The organism is Glaciimonas sp. OK215, assembly GCF_057787885.1.
The window spans coordinates 4,417,108-4,433,335 of the sequence record NZ_CM173544.1 but is presented as its reverse complement, the minus strand read 5'-3'; the positions used below and the strand labels follow the sequence as shown (position 1 = coordinate 4,433,335).

Here is a 16,228-nt window from a genome sequence, read left to right as displayed (position 1 = left end):
CAGGCGGGAGTCGGGGAATGACAAAAATTTCCAGGAAATCGTGGAAGCAGCAACAGGGTATTACGTTGTTTGGCTTGATCGTTTGGGTAGCGATTCTCGGATTGATTGCGGTGCTCGGAGCAAAAGTTGTTCCGACAGTAATTGAATATAATTCGATCAAGAAAGCGATTGCCGCTGTCAAGGTCAAGGGTGGTACCGTAAAGGAAATCCAGAACGGATTTGATCGTCAGGCCGATGTAGGTTACATCGACTCAATTCATGGCAAAGATCTGGACATTACCAAGAATGGCGACGATATTGAAATCAGTTTCGCTTATCAGAAAAAGATCCCGATTGTTGAACCAGTCAGCCTGTTGATTGAGTATTCCGGAACAACCGCTAAATCATCTACCAAGAAAGCCATCGATTGATGGAGTAAGTCGCAGATCAAATGGACCTCATGTTATTGCAAAATCGGCTAGGCCACACCTTCAAGGACGCTACGTTATTGCAGCAGGCCTTGACGCATCGCAGCCATAGCACTTTGCATAACGAACGGTTGGAGTTTCTAGGCGACTCGATCTTGAATTGCGTGGTCGCATCGCTGCTATTCGATCGCTACACCAAGATCGACGAAGGCGATCTGTCGCGCGTGCGTGCCAATCTGGTCAAACAACAATCGTTATATGAGATCGCGCAACGCCTCGAATTGTCGCAATTTTTGCGGTTGGGTGAGGGCGAATTGAAGTCTGGCGGCTTTCGTCGACCTTCAATTCTGGCGGATACTCTGGAAGCGTTGTTCGGCGCGATTTTCCTCGATGCCGGTTTCAATGTCGCACGCGATGCAATCCGTGCGCTGTACATCCCGATTCTGGATACCGTTGATCCGAAGACATTGGGCAAAGATGCCAAAACGCTGTTGCAGGAATACCTGCAGGGCAAAAAAATCGCGTTGCCGCAATACAATGTGGTCGCCACCCATGGCGCCGCCCATAACCAGGAATTCGAAATCGAATGCCTGGTACCAAAATTGGAAATTCAAGTATTCGGTACTGGCGGTAGTCGCCGTGCCGGCGAGCAGGCAGCCGCCAAGTTGGCACTGGAAGCAGTACAACAGGCCTTCGTAAAAGTACCCGGTGCAACCCGCAAAAGTAAGCCGCGAACTTCGCAGCTGAAACTTGCCGGTATTGCCACAATCCAGCCTGATGCACCTGCTGACGCAGCAAGTGCGGTCAAGCCATCGACCAAGGAAGCAAGCAAGAGCGAGCCGGTGAAGCATGCTGCCAAGGCGGCTGCACCCCTTGCGACCGGCGCGGCACCGGCTGGTGCCAATGGTGAAATTCCGGCGGCGACCTCAGCAACGACAGCTACGGCGGCGGCAACGGTAGCCGCCAAGGTGACTACCGCTGTGCCATTAGCAGAACCCAATACCTCCCCACTTACCGCGAGTAAATCGAAAACCGCATGACAGATTCCGTATCCCAGGCACCAGCAACAGACTTTCGTTGCGGCTATATTGCTATCGTTGGCCGTCCCAACGTCGGTAAATCGACGTTGATGAACGAGCTGATCGGTGCCAAGGTCAGCATCACCTCGCGCAAAGCGCAGACCACGCGACACCGTATCACCGGCATTCAAACCTTGCCGGATACGCAGTTTGTGTATGTTGACACGCCCGGCTTTCAGACGCGTCATTCGAATGCATTGAACAAAACGCTGAACCGCACCGTGACAACAACGCTGACCGCGGCCGATGTCATCCTGTTTGTGATTGAGGCAGGCACTTTTGGGCCGGCCGACCAGCAGGTACTTGAATTGTTGCCGGCCAGCGTGCCATGCATACTGGTGATCAATAAGTCGGATCGGGTCAAAGACAAGGCCGTATTGCTGCCGTTTGCGCAAAAAATCGCGGCGCTGCGTGATTTTGCAGCGGTGGTGCCGGTATCGGCAAAGCTGCGTTTTCAATTGGAAAATCTACAAGCCGAAACACGTAAATATCTGCCTGCGAATCCGCCGATGTTCGGCGAAGACGATATTACCGATCGGAGTGAAAAATTTTTAGCCGCTGAAATTGTGCGTGAAAAGTTGTTCCGCTTTGTTGGCGATGAACTGCCTTACACCAGCACCGTCCTGATCGAAAAGTTCGAGGTTGAAGGTGATTTGCGGCGCGTGTTCGCGGCAATTCTGGTTGAGCGCGACACCCATAAATCAATGGTAATCGGTCAGAAGGGGGCGCGTCTGAAAGATATTTCGACACAATCCCGCCTGGATATGGAGCGTCTGTTCGGTGGTCCGGTTTATCTGGAAATCTGGGTCAAAGTGAAATCCGGCTGGGCCGATAACGAAGCCGGACTGCGCGCCTACGGTTACGAGTAATACTGACGGCATGAACGCTATCACTGCCGCCGCGGCTGTCGATGTGGTGTCCGCGCCACTGGTGCGGCAGCCCGCAGCGTTGGATCCTGAAATTCCTGGGGTCGCTCAGACTGTTATGAGCGACCGGCAGCGTTCCGCTGCAATTATCCCTACCGCTTCCAATCTTCACAATCTTCAACGCGCTGCCGCCACCAGCGGCGGTAAAGCTACTCCCTCCACCATTGTTAAGCGCAGCAGTCGCCCGTCGGCAGAATCGCGGATTGCGGCGCAACCCGGCTTTGTTTTGCACAGTTATCCGCACCGCGAAACCAGCCTGATTCTCGACGTCTTTACGCGCGATTACGGCCGTATTGCTTTGGTTGCCAAGGGCGCCAAGCGACCGTTGTCGAAACTGCGCGGCGTACTGCAGACCTTTCAACCGCTATCACTCAGCTGGAGCGGAAAATCCGAAGTCCGTACATTGACCGCTGCCGAATGGGTCGGGGGCATGTTGCCATTGGAAAAATCAGCGTTACTGTGCGGCTTTTATCTGAATGAGTTGCTGGTGAAACTGTTGGCGCGCGATGACCCGCATCCGGCTTTATTTGATCACTATGTTGCGACGCTGAACCAGTTGGCGCATCAGGAACCGGCACCGATCGTGCTGCGCAAGTTCGAACGCGCGTTGCTCAAGGAAACCGGCGTCTCCGGCGATTTTACGATGTGTACCAGCAGCCGGCAGCGGGTCGAACCCGAGCTGCTGTATGTGGTTGATCCGGAGCGCGGGCCGCGGGCGGCGCGGATTTCCGATAGCTGGCCAGCGGTCAGCGGCAAGACATTGCTGGATATGGAGCGCGAGGATTACAGCGATGCAACCACGCAGGCGCAGAGCAAAGTATTAATGCGTTTCTTGCTGGCCTATCACTTGGGCGGCGCACCATTGAATACGCGCCAGATTTTGATCGATTTGATGCAGTTGTAAGAAAATAAAAAAGCCAATGAAAAATTTCCCATGGTCTTCTCTGGCAGCCGGCTTTGTCACCGTATTGGTCGGTATCACCAGTTCCGCAGTCATCATTTTTCAAGCGGCGGCCGCCGCCGGTGCTACGTCGGCGGAAATCAGCTCATGGATGTTGGCGCTCGGCATAGGCATGGGGATTACGTGTATCGGCCTGTCATTGCGTTATAAGACGCCGGTAGTCACGGCTTGGTCGACCCCGGGTGCAGCGCTATTGGTCACCAGTCTGGCTGGCGTGCCGATGTCTGCCGCGATCGGGGCTTTCCTGTTTTCGGCGGCGCTGATCACATTGTGCGGTGTGACCGGTTGGTTCGAGCGTGCCATGGATAAAATTCCGCTATCGATTGCGGCAGCGATGCTGGCCGGTATCCTGGCGCGTTTCGGCATGGATGTTTTTGTCGCCATGAAACTGCAATTCTTGCTGGTGTTCGCCATGTTTGTTGCTTACCTTTTATGTAAGCGCCTGCTGCCGCGCTACGCCATCATTGTCGTGCTGGTACTCGGGACAGCTGTTGCTGCGACGCAGGGGCTATTGCATTTCGAAAATTTTCATGTGGCCTTTGCCAAGCCGGTGTTTACCGCGCCGACATTTTCATGGGCTACTTTGATTGGAGTGGGGATTCCATTGTTCGTGGTCACGATGGCGTCGCAAAATGCACCGGGGGTCGCGGTCATCCGTGCTTCCGGCTACGACACTCCCGTTTCGCCACTGATCACCTGGACCGGTGCGATGAATTTTGTGCTGGCGCCATTTGGCTGTTTCTCCCTGAATCTGGCGGCGATTACTGCCGCGATCTGTATGGGCAAGGAAGCCCATGAAGATCCGGGCAAACGTTATTGGGCCGGCATCGCCGCCGGTGTTTTCTATTTACTGGTGGGGGTATTCGGTGCCACCGTGGGGGCGCTATTTGCCGCATTTCCAAAAGAACTGATATTGGCGATTGCCGGACTCGCGCTATTCGGCACGATTGCCAATGGCCTAACGGTGGCGATGTCGAACGACCGTCAGCGCGAGGCCGCATTAATTACTTTTCTTGTAACCGCCTCGGGCGTGTCGTTATTCGGTATTGGCGCCGCTTTCTGGGGACTGCTGGCTGGCGCGCTGGCGCTGTTTGTGTTGAGCTGGCGCCCACGGGCTGCTACTCAAACGCCGACAGGGGATGCGGTAGGTGCCGCGCCGCTGTCAACATCGTCTTTGTCATCGGTGCCAACTTCTTTGCGTCAAAATTAATGACAGAGTTTGTGCGTGGCTGTACCGTTGAGTCGTCTACCAATTTAATCCGATCTTATAAATAATCTGATGAGCTACCTGAATCCCACATCGACGGTCATCGACCTCGGCATCAACATTGACCATGTCGCGACATTGCGCAATGCGCGTGGTACCACCTATCCCGATCCGTTGCGGGCTGCATTAGAGGCTGAAGAGGCGGGGGCGGACGTGATTACCTTGCACCTGCGTGAAGACCGTCGTCACATCAAGGATGCGGATGTTGAAATCATCCGTCCGTTGTTGCGCACACGGATGAATCTGGAAGCGGCAGTGACGCAGGAGATGATTGACTTCTCCTGCAAAATCAAACCGCAGGATTCTTGTCTGGTGCCAGAACGCCGCCACGAATTGACGACCGAAGGTGGTCTCGACGTTGTCAAATATTTCAGTCAGGTGCAGTCCGCGGTGCGCCAACTGCAAGCGGAGGGGATACGCGTTAGCCTCTTCATCGATCCAGACGCAGATCAAATCCAGGCCGCGGCGGAAGTCGGCGCGCCAGTCATAGAACTCCATACCGGACGCTACGCCGAAGCCCATACCGCAGTCGAGCAGCGCCGCGAGCTGGAACGCGTGCAGCGCGCGGTGCAAGAAGGCGTCATGCGTGGTTTGAAAGTGAATGCAGGCCATGGTTTGCATTACACCAATGCGCAGGCGATTGCCGCGATTCCCGATATCGCCGAATTAAATATCGGTCATGCGATTGTGGCGCATGCGGTGTTTGTCGGTTGGAAAGCCGCCGTCAGTGAAATGAAGGCTTTGATGGTTAAGGCCCGCCTGGGAAACAGTTAAAAGAACCTTATGATTTACGGTATTGGCACTGACATCATCCAGATTTCACGTATTCAAGCGGCACTGTCGCGTCATGGCGATCGCTTTGCCGAAAGAATTCTCGGCCCGCAGGAACTGGCGAAATATCATCACCGCAAAGCCAAGGTCGAGGCCCGCGGCATCCGGTTTTTAGCGACCCGTTTTGCGGCGAAAGAAGCATTTTCCAAAGCCATTGGCATTGGGCTGAAAATGCCGATGACCTGGCGCGCCATGCAAACGCTGAATGCTTCCAGTGGCAAACCTGTCGTCATCACTAGCGGTGTGCTGGAAGAGTTCATGCAAAAGCACGGCTTGACTGCTCAGGTGTCAATTACCGATGAAGTGGAGTATGCAGTGGCTTTTGTCATCGTGGAAAAAATATGAATAGTGTGAACGCAAGCAACGGCAACGATAATCGGCAACAATTCGGCCCCGTCATGCTGGACGTGGCCGGCACCAGTCTGACCGCTGATGACATTCGCCGTATTCAGCACCCACTGACTGGCGGCGTGATCCTGTTCACCCGGAATTTTCAGGATCGCGCGCAACTGACTGCGTTGACCGCTGCAATCGATGCAGCGCGCCCCGGTGTATTGATTGCGGTTGATCATGAAGGCGGCCGGGTGCAACGTTTCAGAACCGATGGTTTCACCCGTTTGCCGGCCATGCGGCGGCTCGGGGAGTTGTGGGATCGTGATGTATTGGTTGCGACCAAAGCAGCAACGGCGGTCGGTTTTGTACTGGCCGCGGAATTGCGTGCCTGTGGTATCGATCTGTCGTTCACGCCGGTGCTCGATCTTGATTTTGGCGAGTCGAGCGTGATTGGCGAACGCGCCTTTCATCGCGATCCGCGTGTAGTGACCTTGCTGGCAAAGAGTCTGAGCCACGGCCTTAAGCTGGCAGGGATGGCGAACTGTGGAAAACATTTTCCCGGCCATGGTTTTGTGCAAGGCGATTCACACTTGTCGATTCCACTGGATCAGCGCACCCTGCAGCAGATTATGGATGAGGACGTGAGGCCGTATGACTGGCTCGGCATGAGTTTGTCGGCAGTGATGCCGGCGCACGTGATTTATCCGAAGGTGGATAAGCACTCAGCCGGATTTTCAAAAAAATGGCTGACAATTTTGCGTGAAGAAATTGGTTTTAATGGTGTGATTTTTAGCGATGATTTGAGCATGGCCGCTGCCGGTTCCGCCGGTACCGTGCTGGATGGCGCCAATGCAGCGCTAAAAGCCGGTTGCGATGTTGTCCTGATCTGTAATTCGCCGGAGAAGGCGGATGAGTTGCTGGCCGGATTGAAGCCGGCTGCCAGCGCTGCCAAAGCGACGGGCCTGGCGACCCTGATGCCGCAGAGCGTCGCGCTGGATTGGGACGCATTGCACAAGGACGCGGAATATGTGGCGGCGAAGAAGCTAGTTGCATCGTTAGTTCCGGCTTGACCCGTAGAATCGTTGCTTTGGTAGAAATTTTGCATAATGACTGACCCCGTTGTCCCTGAGCCACGCGCGATTGTGCTTGAGACCGTCGCCAAACTGCCGAATCTGCCCGGCGTGTATCGCTATTTCGATGCCGCTGACAATATTTTGTACGTCGGCAAAGCGCGCGATCTGAAGAAGCGCGTCTCCAGTTATTTTCAAAAGAATCTCGCCAGCCCACGCACCGCCATGATGGTCGAGAAAATCGCGCGACTGGAGACCACAGTCACGCGGAGCGAAGCAGAGGCGTTGATCCTTGAAAACAATCTGATCAAGACTTTGCAGCCGCGCTACAACATTCTTTTTCGCGACGACAAGTCGTATCCGTATCTGAAGATCAGCGGCCAGGAATATCCGCGCATGGGATATTACCGTGGCGCGGTCGATAAAAAAAATCAATATTTCGGACCGTTTCCAAGCGCGTGGGCGGTCAAGGAATCGATGCAGATCCTGCAGAAAGTATTTCTGCTGCGGACCTGTGAAGATTCGGTTTTTGCGAATCGAACGCGGCCTTGTCTGCTGCACCAAATCCAGCGTTGCAGCGCGCCTTGCGTGAATCTGATCAGTCAGGAAGATTACGCAGTCGATGTCGACAATGCGGCTAAATTTTTGCGCGGCCGGCAAACCGAAGTGATGGCGGCACTTGAACAAAAAATGCATGCGTTTGCTGCCGAGCTGAAGTTCGAACAGGCCGCAGTGGTGCGCAATCAAATCGGCGCCTTGTCGCGAGTATTGCATCAGCAGAGTATGGAGGTCGTTGGCGATAGCGACATCGATATTATTGCGGCTATCGTTCAGGGCGGGCGTGTCTGCGTCAATCTGGCGATGGTGCGCGGCGGCCGTCATCTCGGTGACCGGGCGTATTTCCCGACGCATGTCGAAAGCGCCCTTGCCAGTGCTGAAGAGGCGATTGACATCGCCGTCATGAAGGCGTTTTTGGCGCAGCATTACATCGATACCTTTATTCCCGGTACGCTGATCCTGAACCTTGCCATCGACGAACCGGCGTTAATGCTGGCATTGATGGAGCAATGCGGACACCGTATCAACCTGGTGTTTCAGCCGCAGGGCCAGCGTCGCCAGTGGCTCGACATGGCACAGAAGGGGGCCGAGATTTCGCTGACGCGATTGCTGTCGGAGCAGGGCTCGCAGCAAGCCCGCACACGGGCGCTGGTCGATGCGCTGGCACTCGACATCGCAGATATCGATACCCTGCGCGCAGAGTGTTTCGATATCAGTCATACCTCCGGTGAAGCAACCCAGGCATCGTGCGTGGTGTTCCATCATCACGCCATGCAAAATGGCGAGTACCGGCGCTACAACATCAAGGACATTACACCCGGCGATGACTACGCGGCGATGCGTCAGGTCCTGATGCGGCGCTACGAGAAGGTCGCCAGCGGCGGCGGTACGATGCCGGACATCGTGTTGATTGACGGCGGTAAGGGACAGGTTGAAATGGCCCGGCAGGTGCTTACTGAACTCGGTCTGGATATCGGCCTGATCGTCGGCGTTGCCAAAGGCGAAGGACGTAGGGTTGGCCTGGAGACACTGATCTTTGCGGATGACCGTGCACCGCGTGAACTGGGCAAGGAGTCCGCCGCCCTGATGCTGATTGCACAGATTCGGGATGAGGCGCATCGCTTCGCCATCACGGGCATGCGGGCCAAGCGGGCCAAGGCGCGCCAGACCTCGCGCCTGGAAGAGATAGAGGGCGTCGGTGCCAAACGCCGTCAAAAACTGCTGGCGCGCTTTGGTGGATTACGCGCGGTGGCGGATGCCAGCATCGAGGATTTGGCGTCGGTAGAAGGTATTTCACGACAGCTGGCTGAAGAGATTTACCGCCAGTTGCATTGACCCTTGGCTGTGGTTGAAAAGTTGATTGCGACAGTTTGTGCGTGTTTTATTTCACAACTGCGGCATACTCCTAGATAATCAGCGCTTGGTCACCTAGCAATAACATCCATTTATATCTATGCCATTTAATATTCCTATCCTCCTGACTTGGCTACGCGTCGCTTTGATTCCGCTGGTGGTGGGTGTTTTCTATCTTCCTGATTTTGGATTTTCCCGTACTGATATCGGACTTGCATCTGCCATCGTGTTTATCGTGGCGGCTTTAACCGACTGGTTTGACGGCTTTCTTGCGCGTCGCTGGAATCAAACGTCGGCGTTTGGCGCTTTTCTGGACCCGGTTGCAGACAAACTGATGGTGGCGGGGGCTTTGCTGGTACTGGTAAATCTGGACCGGGTGAGCCCGATCATCGCCTTTATCATCATCGGTCGTGAGATTACCATCAGCGCTTTGCGCGAATGGATGGCGCAAATCGGTGCGTCGAAATCGGTAGCCGTCAGTTCTCTGGGGAAAATCAAGACAGCCGCACAAATGATTGCGATTCCGATGTTGCTGTATTACGGTGATTTGTTCGGTTTCAATATCCGTTTTCCTGGCCATGTGTTGATGCTGGTGGCGACAGTCTTGACGGTCTGGTCGATGTTCTATTATTTGCGCAAGGCGTGGCCATTGATTAAAGAAAAAGCGCAGTGACAGCGCAAAATTTTCAGAGAGATTTTTGTAAATCGCTTGACATCAATTTCAAACCATCTATAATGGCGTCTCTCTAGTTGATGCCGCAAAACAACGCAGCGGAGATCAAAGAAAATGCGGGAGTAGCTCAGTTGGTAGAGCGATACCTTGCCAAGGTATAGGTCGAGAGTTCGAGCCTCTTCTCCCGCTCCAAATTCAAAAAGGAAGCTCAAAAAGCTTCCTTTTTTAATGTCCGGGCTAGCATCCTTTGACTACGTCAAGAGATGCAAAAGTAGCACAACGTGCTTGTGATTTAGCGGTTACAATACGCCCCTTGGCGGGGTAGCAAAGTGGTTATGCAGCGGCCTGCAAAGCCGTAGACGCCGGTTCGATCCCGACCCCCGCCTCCAATTTTTTAACCAAAGACTTACACGCTCTTTGGTTTTTTCAATGTAACGGTCTGGCTAACGGAATTTTCAGCCCTGACCGGTTGCACCAGATCCCCCGACGTTTGCTTCAATATTTGCTGCAGTCATTCTTTCAATTGAATGGCACAGCAGATTTTGCGCGCCCGCAAGGTTTCCTGATCTTGGTTGCAGGCCCCAAACTGCAAGCGAATGCCCCCGATTCCGCGCTCTTTTGCTTAGTCTTCTGCATTGTCCCTCGCGCTTTTTCAAACTGGTTTCCGAAGTAGCCAAACTTCTTCAATGGCTGCCTATCTGGATTGGCCCGGATAGCAGGTTTTGATCACGCGCCTACGTCGTTCAGATCAACGTTTATTCAACTTAATAATTAGAGTAATCTAAGGCGTTTTTCGTTACTTTGTCCACATGCAATGGGACCTCTAGTCTGCCATGCAACTTTAACAAGGTGTCGGCGACATATTGCGTGCCAATCCGAAGTTGGTTGGGACCGCAATGCGGGCGGAGTTGGCGTTGAATATCATATCTCGATCTTGGAGTACTGGATTGAGATAGGTGATGTACGTGGAACGAGAGAGTTACTTTATTTAAGCTTAGAAAGAGGAATAAACATGACCATTGCAAGAGATGTTGTGATCGTTGGCGCAGCACGTACCGCGATCGGAACCTATGGCGGTTCGCTGAAGGATTTTTCGCCATCTGATCTGGGGGCCATTGCCGTCAAAGAAGCGTTTGCACGCGCCAAGATTGATCCCGTTCAGGCCGGTCAGATCGTGTTCGGGAACGTGATCCACACCGAGACGCGGGATATGTACGTTTCGCGGGTGGTGGGCATCAACGCCGGTATGGGCAAGGATTCTACGGCGCTGACGCTTAACCGGCTGTGCGGCTCGGGCCTGCAGGCCATCATCACTGCTGCCAACGCCATCCAGTTGGACGAGACCGATATCGCAGTCGGCGGCGGCGTCGAGTGCATGAGCCGGTCGCTGTATTCGGCGCAAGCAGCTCGCTGGGGCGCGCGCATGGGTGATATCAAAATGGTCGACATGATGGTTGGCGCATTGTCGGATCCTTTCGGTGCCGGTCACATGGGTATCACCGCTGAAAACGTCGCAGAGAAATACGGCATCTCTCGTGCGGACCAGGACGCGTTCGCCCTCGAAAGCCAGAAGCGTGCGGTTGCTGCCATCGCCGCCGGTCGCTTCACGTCCCAGATCGTTCCGGTCGAAATCAAGACGCGCAAGGGAGTCGTACTATTCGACACTGACGAATACCCGAAGGCCGATACCACCATGGAGTCGCTGGCCAAACTCAAACCGGCGTTCAAGAAAGAGGGCGGTACAGTCACCGCCGGCAATGCTTCCGGCCTCAACGACGGCGCCGCAGCTTGCGTGCTGATGGAGGCTGGCGCTGCCGCCCGTGCCGGCCTGACGCCACTTGCACGTTTGGTTTCCTATGCGGTGGCCGGGGTTGATCCATCCATCATGGGGACCGGCCCCATTCCGGCAGTCCAGCTGGCATTGAAACGTGCGGGCCTCAACCTCAATGACATGGAGGTGATTGAATCGAACGAGGCGTTCGCGGCGCAGTCGCTGGGGGTTTGCAAAGGACTGGGCCTGGATCCTGCGCTGACCAACGTGAACGGTGGCGCCATCGCGCTCGGGCATCCGCTCGGCGCCAGTGGCGCGATCATTACCATCAAATGCCTCTATGAGTTGATACGCACCAACAAGCGCTATGGTTTGATCACCATGTGCATCGGTGGCGGTCAAGGTATCGCGGCGATCATCGAACGTATCTGATGATGCGTTGCGGCTGATCGGAAGTGTGCGGTACTCCTGCCAAGGAGTGCCGCAGCACCGGATTCCGGCATATCAATAATTAGTCCAGGCTGGCTGTTTTAGTTCTTGATTTAAAAGACTCTTTTACTTTTAGCAAAAAGTCTTTATAATTCGGCTCCTCGAAGCAGATTCGGTCTGCAAGGCCGTAAGTACCAGTTCGAAATGGTGCCCGCTTCAAGTTTTTTCAAATCAGGTGTTGTGTTTTTTCATAGGGCTGGTATAATTCGGTCCTTCGCTAGTTAGCTTTAAGTATGTTTTGCAAGGTGTCAGCAAAACATAGCCGATACAAGAGTAGATTCACCTTTCGCCGAGGTCACTCTCCAGATAGGTTTGGATTTCGGGAATCTCCTCCTGTATCGGTAAGCAAAGGTTATGCGGGAGTAGCTCAGTTGGTAGAGCGATACCTTGCCAAGGTATAGGTCGAGAGTTCGAGCCTCTTCTCCCGCTCCAAAATAAAAAAGGAAGCCCACAAGGCTTCCTTTTTTATTGTCTGAATTTTTATACACTTCAATCTTCTTTCCCTCCAAAACTCTGTAAGGTAGCGCGGCTACTCAGCGCCAGCACTGCTATTGCCTCCCCCAGAGTTTAGTTTTCCAAGGGTGACGTAATATAGGCCTCAGGTAATTGTCCGATCACCTGGGAGATTGTCATGGCTGAAAACATCACCAAGTTCAATGAAAGTTACACCCGCGAAATCAGCGGCGAGTATTTTGAATATCAGGTTGAATACACCGCCGGCGAACATGTCGAATGGTGCGCCAGCGTGTACCACGACGCCGTGCTGAAAGGCAAGCCAAGCGGGTCGATCGCGAGCAATACGCTCAAGGACGATGCGCTGAAACAGTACCTCGTCAGCTGCATCGAAGGGATGATTGAAAGCGGTCTCGGCATCGAAGAGTAGATAGAGATGGCCCCGTTCGTGTGGACAGAATCCGGGACCACCTCAGCCTGGTTATTTACACGTTACTTATGGTCAGCCAGCAGACTCAGCGCCTTGGCAACGCCGGCACCGTAAGCCGGATCGGCCTTGGTGCAGTTGGCAATATGCCGCTCCTGGATTTCTTTCGCAGCGCCGCCCACAGCGCGTGCCGTGTTGTCGAATAACACCTGCTGCTGGGCTGGCGTCATCAGGCGGAACAGCGCACCCGGCTGCGAATAATAGTCGTCATCGACCCGATGATTCCAGTGATCGGCCGCCCCTTCGAGCGCGAGCGGCGGTTCGGCAAAGTCCGGCTGTTCCTGCCATGCGCCCTGGCTGTTCGGCTCGTAGCCGATGGTGCCGCCGCTATTGCTGTCGACGCGCATGGCACCGTCGCGGTGATAGCTATTGAACGGACACTTCGGCGCATTCACGGGGATCTGATGGTGATTCACGCCGAGCCGGTAGCGTTGCGCATCGCCATACGAAAACAGACGCCCTTGCAGCATCTTGTCGGGCGAAAAACTGATGCCGGGAACCACGTTGGCGGGAGAGAACGCCGCTTGCTCGACTTCCGCGAAATAGTTCTCCGGATTGCGGTTCAACTCCATCACGCCGACTTCGATCAATGGATAGTCCTTGTGCGGCCAGACCTTGGTCAGGTCGAAGGGATTGATGTGATAAGTGCCGGCTTCTTTTTCCGGCATGATCTGGATAAACAGTTTCCAGCGCGGGAAATCCCGCTTCTCGATACTGTCGAACAGATCGCGCTGCGCACTCTCGCGGTCCGACCCAACCAGTGCGGCGGCTTCTGCGTCGGTCAGGTTTTCGATGCCCTGCAATGTCTTGAACGTGAACTTGACCCAGTGGCGCTGGTTCTGCGCATTGATGAAACTGAAGGTGTGGCTGCCGAAGCCATGCATATGCCGGTAGGAACGCGGCAGGCCGCGATCGCTCATCACAATCGTGACTTGATGCAACGCTTCCGGCAGCAAAGTCCAGAAATCCCAGTTGTTGTCGGCACTGCGCAAATTGGTTTTCGGATCGCGCTTGACGGCCCGGTTCAGGTCCGGGAACTTCAGGGGATCGCGCAGGAAGAACACCGGCGTGTTGTTGCCGACCAGATCCCAGTTGCCCTCTTCGGTATAAAACTTCAGCGCGAAACCGCGGATGTCGCGTTCGGCATCGGCCGCACCGCGTTCGCCGGCGACGGTGGAGAAACGCGCAAACATCTCGGTTTTTTTGCCAATCTCGGAAAAGATCCTGGCTTTGGTGTATTGGGTGATGTCGTGGGTGACGGTGAAGCTGCCGTAGGCGCCGGAGCCTTTGGCATGCATGCGGCGTTCAGGAATGACTTCGCGGTCGAAATGGGCCAGCTTCTCGAGAAACCAGACATCTTGCAAGAGCGCCGGTCCGCGCGCTCCGGCAGTCTGGATATTCTGGTTGTCGACGACCGGCGCGCCGGCTGCAGTGGTTAGCTTTTTCATGGGATTCCTTTCGAGGTACGGGAGGGAAGTCTCTGATGATCATTATTGGCGATATCAATAAATATATAAAATTAATTATATTTACTTAAATAATAGTTTTTATTGATTGACGACTAACTCGCCATGATTTGGCATTATCGCCATATGGAAAGTTCAGTAATCATTACTTTCGGCAAATTAATGTGATTTGATCGATCTGAAAAAGCTAACTCATGACTTTGACTATCCGGCCTGATCCAGCAATCCTTGCGTGCGAATGAAGGCGACCACTTTTTCGACGCCGTCGCCGCTGCGCAGATTGGTAAAGATGAAAGGGCGGTCGCCGCGCATCCGCTTGGCATCGTGCGCCATTACGTCGAGATTGGCGCCGACATACGGTGCCAGATCGGTCTTGTTGATGATCAGCAGATCAGAACGGGTGATGCCGGGGCCGCCCTTGCGCGGGATTTTTTCACCGCCGGCGACGTCGATCACGTAAATCGTCAGATCGGATAATTCCGGGCTGAATGTCGCCGCCAGGTTGTCGCCACCGGATTCCAGCAAAATCAGGTCGAGATCAGGGAAGTCAGCGCTCATGCGGGCAATCGCTTCGAGATTGATCGACGCGTCTTCACGGATCGCGGTATGCGGGCAACCACCGGTTTCGACACCCATCAGGCGCTCGGCTGGCAAGGCATTGGCGCGCAACAGGATTTCCATGTCTTCTTTGGTGTAGATGTCGTTGGTGATGACCGCCATCTCGTAATCATCCCGCATGCTTTTGCATAACATTTCGCACAGTGCAGTCTTGCCGGAACCGACCGGGCCACCGATGCCTACGCGTAGCGGATTGGAAGTTGTGGAGTTGCTCATAATGAAAATCGCTTGAATAAAATTGTTAAATAATCGGGCGGACAGGAAGATCAGGAACGATACAAACGGCTAAACTGCTGTTCGTGTTGCATGGATAGCAGCGACAAGCCGGGCGACCAGTTGGACAGATCGTCGTCGGCCAGCTGTTGCGCATGTTCGGCGGCGCGTTGCAGTTCGGGCTGCAACGACAGCAATAGGCGCTGACCGGAGACCTGGCCGAGCGGCACCGATTTGACGCAGACCAAAACCTGATTTTCGGCCCAGGAAAACAGCATGCCGAGCAGTGCGGCCTCATGCGGTACCTGCAACGCTACCGATGCGAACGCGAATGCGGTGGGCAGCGGCAGTTCCGGCTGTTCCTGCAAGATGCGCAGCAATGCCGCATCGCCAATCTGCAGATCAAGCACCAGCTTGCCGAGCGAATAGCCCATTTGTATGGTCTCGGCACGGAACTCCGCAGTATCGCGCGCAGCAATAAAACGCTCGGTCCAGATGCCCACAGCATTCGCATCGCGGCAAGCAAATGCCTGTAACAAGCGCCACAAAATCGGGGCTTCAAAGTGGGCGACGACGTGCTGCAGGTTGTCGACAATCCAGGTCCGCGCCGAGCTTTGATCTTTTACCAGCCCTTGTTCAATTGCCGATTCAAGTCCTTGCGAATAGCTATATGCGCCGATCGGCAGCGACGGGCTGGAGAGTTGCAGCAGATGGAGCAGGGCGGTCGCTTGCATGGTGACGGTCAGCGGCTTAGTTGGTCGGTTCCGGCATATCGCCGGGGCGATGGATTTTCTGGCGCAACGGGATTGGGGCCAGCAGGCCTTCGTGCTCATGATGACCGCCGCCGTAGGCGCCTGCTTCCGGTTCGAATGCCGCGAGCTGTTCAGTGACGGTCGCGCCGAGGCCTTCCAGCATTTCCTTCAATACCGCATCTTTGCGGATCCGCAGGAAGCCGTCGCCGACTTGCGCCTGCGTATGGCGATTGCCGAGGTGGAAGGCGCAACGCAGCAGGGCTAGCGAGGTAGCGCATTCGACCCGATAAGTTGCCTCATCGGCGGCAAGAATTTTGATTACCGCTTGTCGTCCCTGATCGTCCTGGCCGCTGATCAGGTCGCCATGGCGCAGCACGGTACCGCGCACGGTGAACACGCCAACTTCCTGACCCGAGGTCAGGTTGGCGCGCAGACGGCTTTTTTCGCGCAGGTCGTAGGGCAATACCAGTTCGCCATCAATCTGGTCGGCATGGTCTATTTTTGTATTCAGCGTCAGCATG

16 protein-coding genes and 3 tRNA genes are annotated in these 16,228 nt (G+C 54.7%); 15 read left to right on the top strand and 4 right to left on the bottom strand.

Translation table 11 applies throughout. From position 1 onward, the window contains the following. The first annotated feature begins 17 nt into the window (after nt 1-17). From AC3CHX_RS20530 to AC3CHX_RS20460, 15 genes are all read left to right on the top strand, one after another. Complete coding sequence (locus AC3CHX_RS20530; protein ID WP_488629856.1) at nt 18-410, top strand: DUF4845 domain-containing protein; 393 nt, start codon at nt 18-20, stop codon at nt 408-410. A gap of 20 nt (nt 411-430) precedes the next feature. Next, nucleotides 431-1,447 carry a ribonuclease III gene (gene rnc / locus AC3CHX_RS20525; protein ID WP_488629855.1) on the top strand — a complete coding sequence of 339 codons (1,017 nt, stop codon included), beginning with the start codon at nt 431-433 and terminating at the stop codon, nt 1,445-1,447. Continuing rightward, nucleotides 1,444-2,355, top strand: a complete 912-nt coding sequence (gene era, locus AC3CHX_RS20520; protein WP_488629854.1) for a GTPase Era — start codon at nt 1,444-1,446, stop codon at nt 2,353-2,355. The genes rnc and era overlap by 4 nt, the downstream gene beginning before the upstream one ends. A gap of 115 nt (nt 2,356-2,470) precedes the next feature. Continuing rightward, nucleotides 2,471-3,316, top strand: a complete 846-nt coding sequence (gene recO, locus AC3CHX_RS20515; protein ID WP_488644882.1) for a DNA repair protein RecO — start codon at nt 2,471-2,473, stop codon at nt 3,314-3,316. 16 nt (nt 3,317-3,332) lie between these two features. Then, nucleotides 3,333-4,583: a benzoate/H(+) symporter BenE family transporter gene (locus AC3CHX_RS20510; protein WP_488629853.1), complete on the top strand. Its 1,251-nt coding sequence runs from the start codon at nt 3,333-3,335 to the stop codon at nt 4,581-4,583. A gap of 69 nt (nt 4,584-4,652) precedes the next feature. After that, nucleotides 4,653-5,414, top strand: coding sequence for a pyridoxine 5'-phosphate synthase (pdxJ, locus tag AC3CHX_RS20505; RefSeq protein ID WP_488629852.1), 762 nt, complete (start codon nt 4,653-4,655; stop codon nt 5,412-5,414). A 9-nt stretch (nt 5,415-5,423) separates the two neighbouring features. Then, nucleotides 5,424-5,816 carry a holo-ACP synthase gene (gene acpS, locus AC3CHX_RS20500; RefSeq protein WP_488629851.1) on the top strand — a complete coding sequence of 131 codons (393 nt, stop codon included), beginning with the start codon at nt 5,424-5,426 and terminating at the stop codon, nt 5,814-5,816. Next, nucleotides 5,813-6,874 carry a beta-N-acetylhexosaminidase gene (nagZ, locus tag AC3CHX_RS20495; protein WP_488629850.1) on the top strand — a complete coding sequence of 354 codons (1,062 nt, stop codon included), beginning with the start codon at nt 5,813-5,815 and terminating at the stop codon, nt 6,872-6,874. Before acpS ends, nagZ begins: the two co-directional genes overlap by 4 nt. 36 nt (nt 6,875-6,910) lie before the next feature. Further along, nucleotides 6,911-8,767: an excinuclease ABC subunit UvrC gene (gene uvrC, locus AC3CHX_RS20490; RefSeq protein ID WP_488629849.1), complete on the top strand. Its 1,857-nt coding sequence runs from the start codon at nt 6,911-6,913 to the stop codon at nt 8,765-8,767. 118 nt (nt 8,768-8,885) lie between these two features. Next, entirely contained in the window at nt 8,886-9,458 is a 573-nt protein-coding gene (pgsA, locus tag AC3CHX_RS20485) for a CDP-diacylglycerol--glycerol-3-phosphate 3-phosphatidyltransferase (protein ID WP_488629848.1), read from the top strand. 116 nt (nt 9,459-9,574) lie between these two features. Then, a tRNA-Gly gene (locus tag AC3CHX_RS20480) sits at nt 9,575-9,650 on the top strand. A 123-nt stretch (nt 9,651-9,773) separates the two neighbouring features. Further along, nucleotides 9,774-9,847 (top strand) — tRNA-Cys (locus AC3CHX_RS20475). Between the two features lie 629 nt (nt 9,848-10,476). After that, nucleotides 10,477-11,661: an acetyl-CoA C-acyltransferase family protein gene (locus AC3CHX_RS20470; protein ID WP_488644881.1), complete on the top strand. Its 1,185-nt coding sequence runs from the start codon at nt 10,477-10,479 to the stop codon at nt 11,659-11,661. A 413-nt stretch (nt 11,662-12,074) separates the two neighbouring features. Beyond that, nucleotides 12,075-12,150: transfer RNA gene (locus AC3CHX_RS20465), tRNA-Gly, on the top strand. Between the two features lie 199 nt (nt 12,151-12,349). Further along, nucleotides 12,350-12,601 carry a hypothetical protein gene (locus AC3CHX_RS20460; RefSeq protein WP_488629847.1) on the top strand — a complete coding sequence of 84 codons (252 nt, stop codon included), beginning with the start codon at nt 12,350-12,352 and terminating at the stop codon, nt 12,599-12,601. Nucleotides 12,602-12,663: 62 nt separating this feature from the next. Here AC3CHX_RS20460 and AC3CHX_RS20455 read toward each other — a convergent pair whose 3' ends face one another. The 4 genes from AC3CHX_RS20455 to ureE form a co-directional block, all read right to left on the bottom strand. Further along, the gene (locus AC3CHX_RS20455; RefSeq protein ID WP_488629846.1) at nt 12,664-14,106 is read right to left on the bottom strand and encodes a catalase; all 1,443 of its coding nucleotides are present in this window, start codon (nt 14,104-14,106) and stop codon (nt 12,664-12,666) included. A 222-nt stretch (nt 14,107-14,328) separates the two neighbouring features. Beyond that, nucleotides 14,329-14,958, bottom strand: a complete 630-nt coding sequence (ureG, locus tag AC3CHX_RS20450) for an urease accessory protein UreG (protein WP_488629845.1) — start codon at nt 14,956-14,958, stop codon at nt 14,329-14,331. Nucleotides 14,959-15,008: 50 nt separating this feature from the next. Next, entirely contained in the window at nt 15,009-15,689 is a 681-nt protein-coding gene (locus AC3CHX_RS20445) for an urease accessory protein UreF (RefSeq protein WP_488629844.1), read from the bottom strand. 16 nt (nt 15,690-15,705) lie between these two features. Next, on the bottom strand, nt 15,706-16,227 hold the full coding sequence (ureE, locus tag AC3CHX_RS20440) for an urease accessory protein UreE (protein ID WP_488629843.1): 522 nt from the start codon (nt 16,225-16,227) through the stop codon (nt 15,706-15,708). Between the last annotated feature and the right edge of the window lies 1 nt (nt 16,228).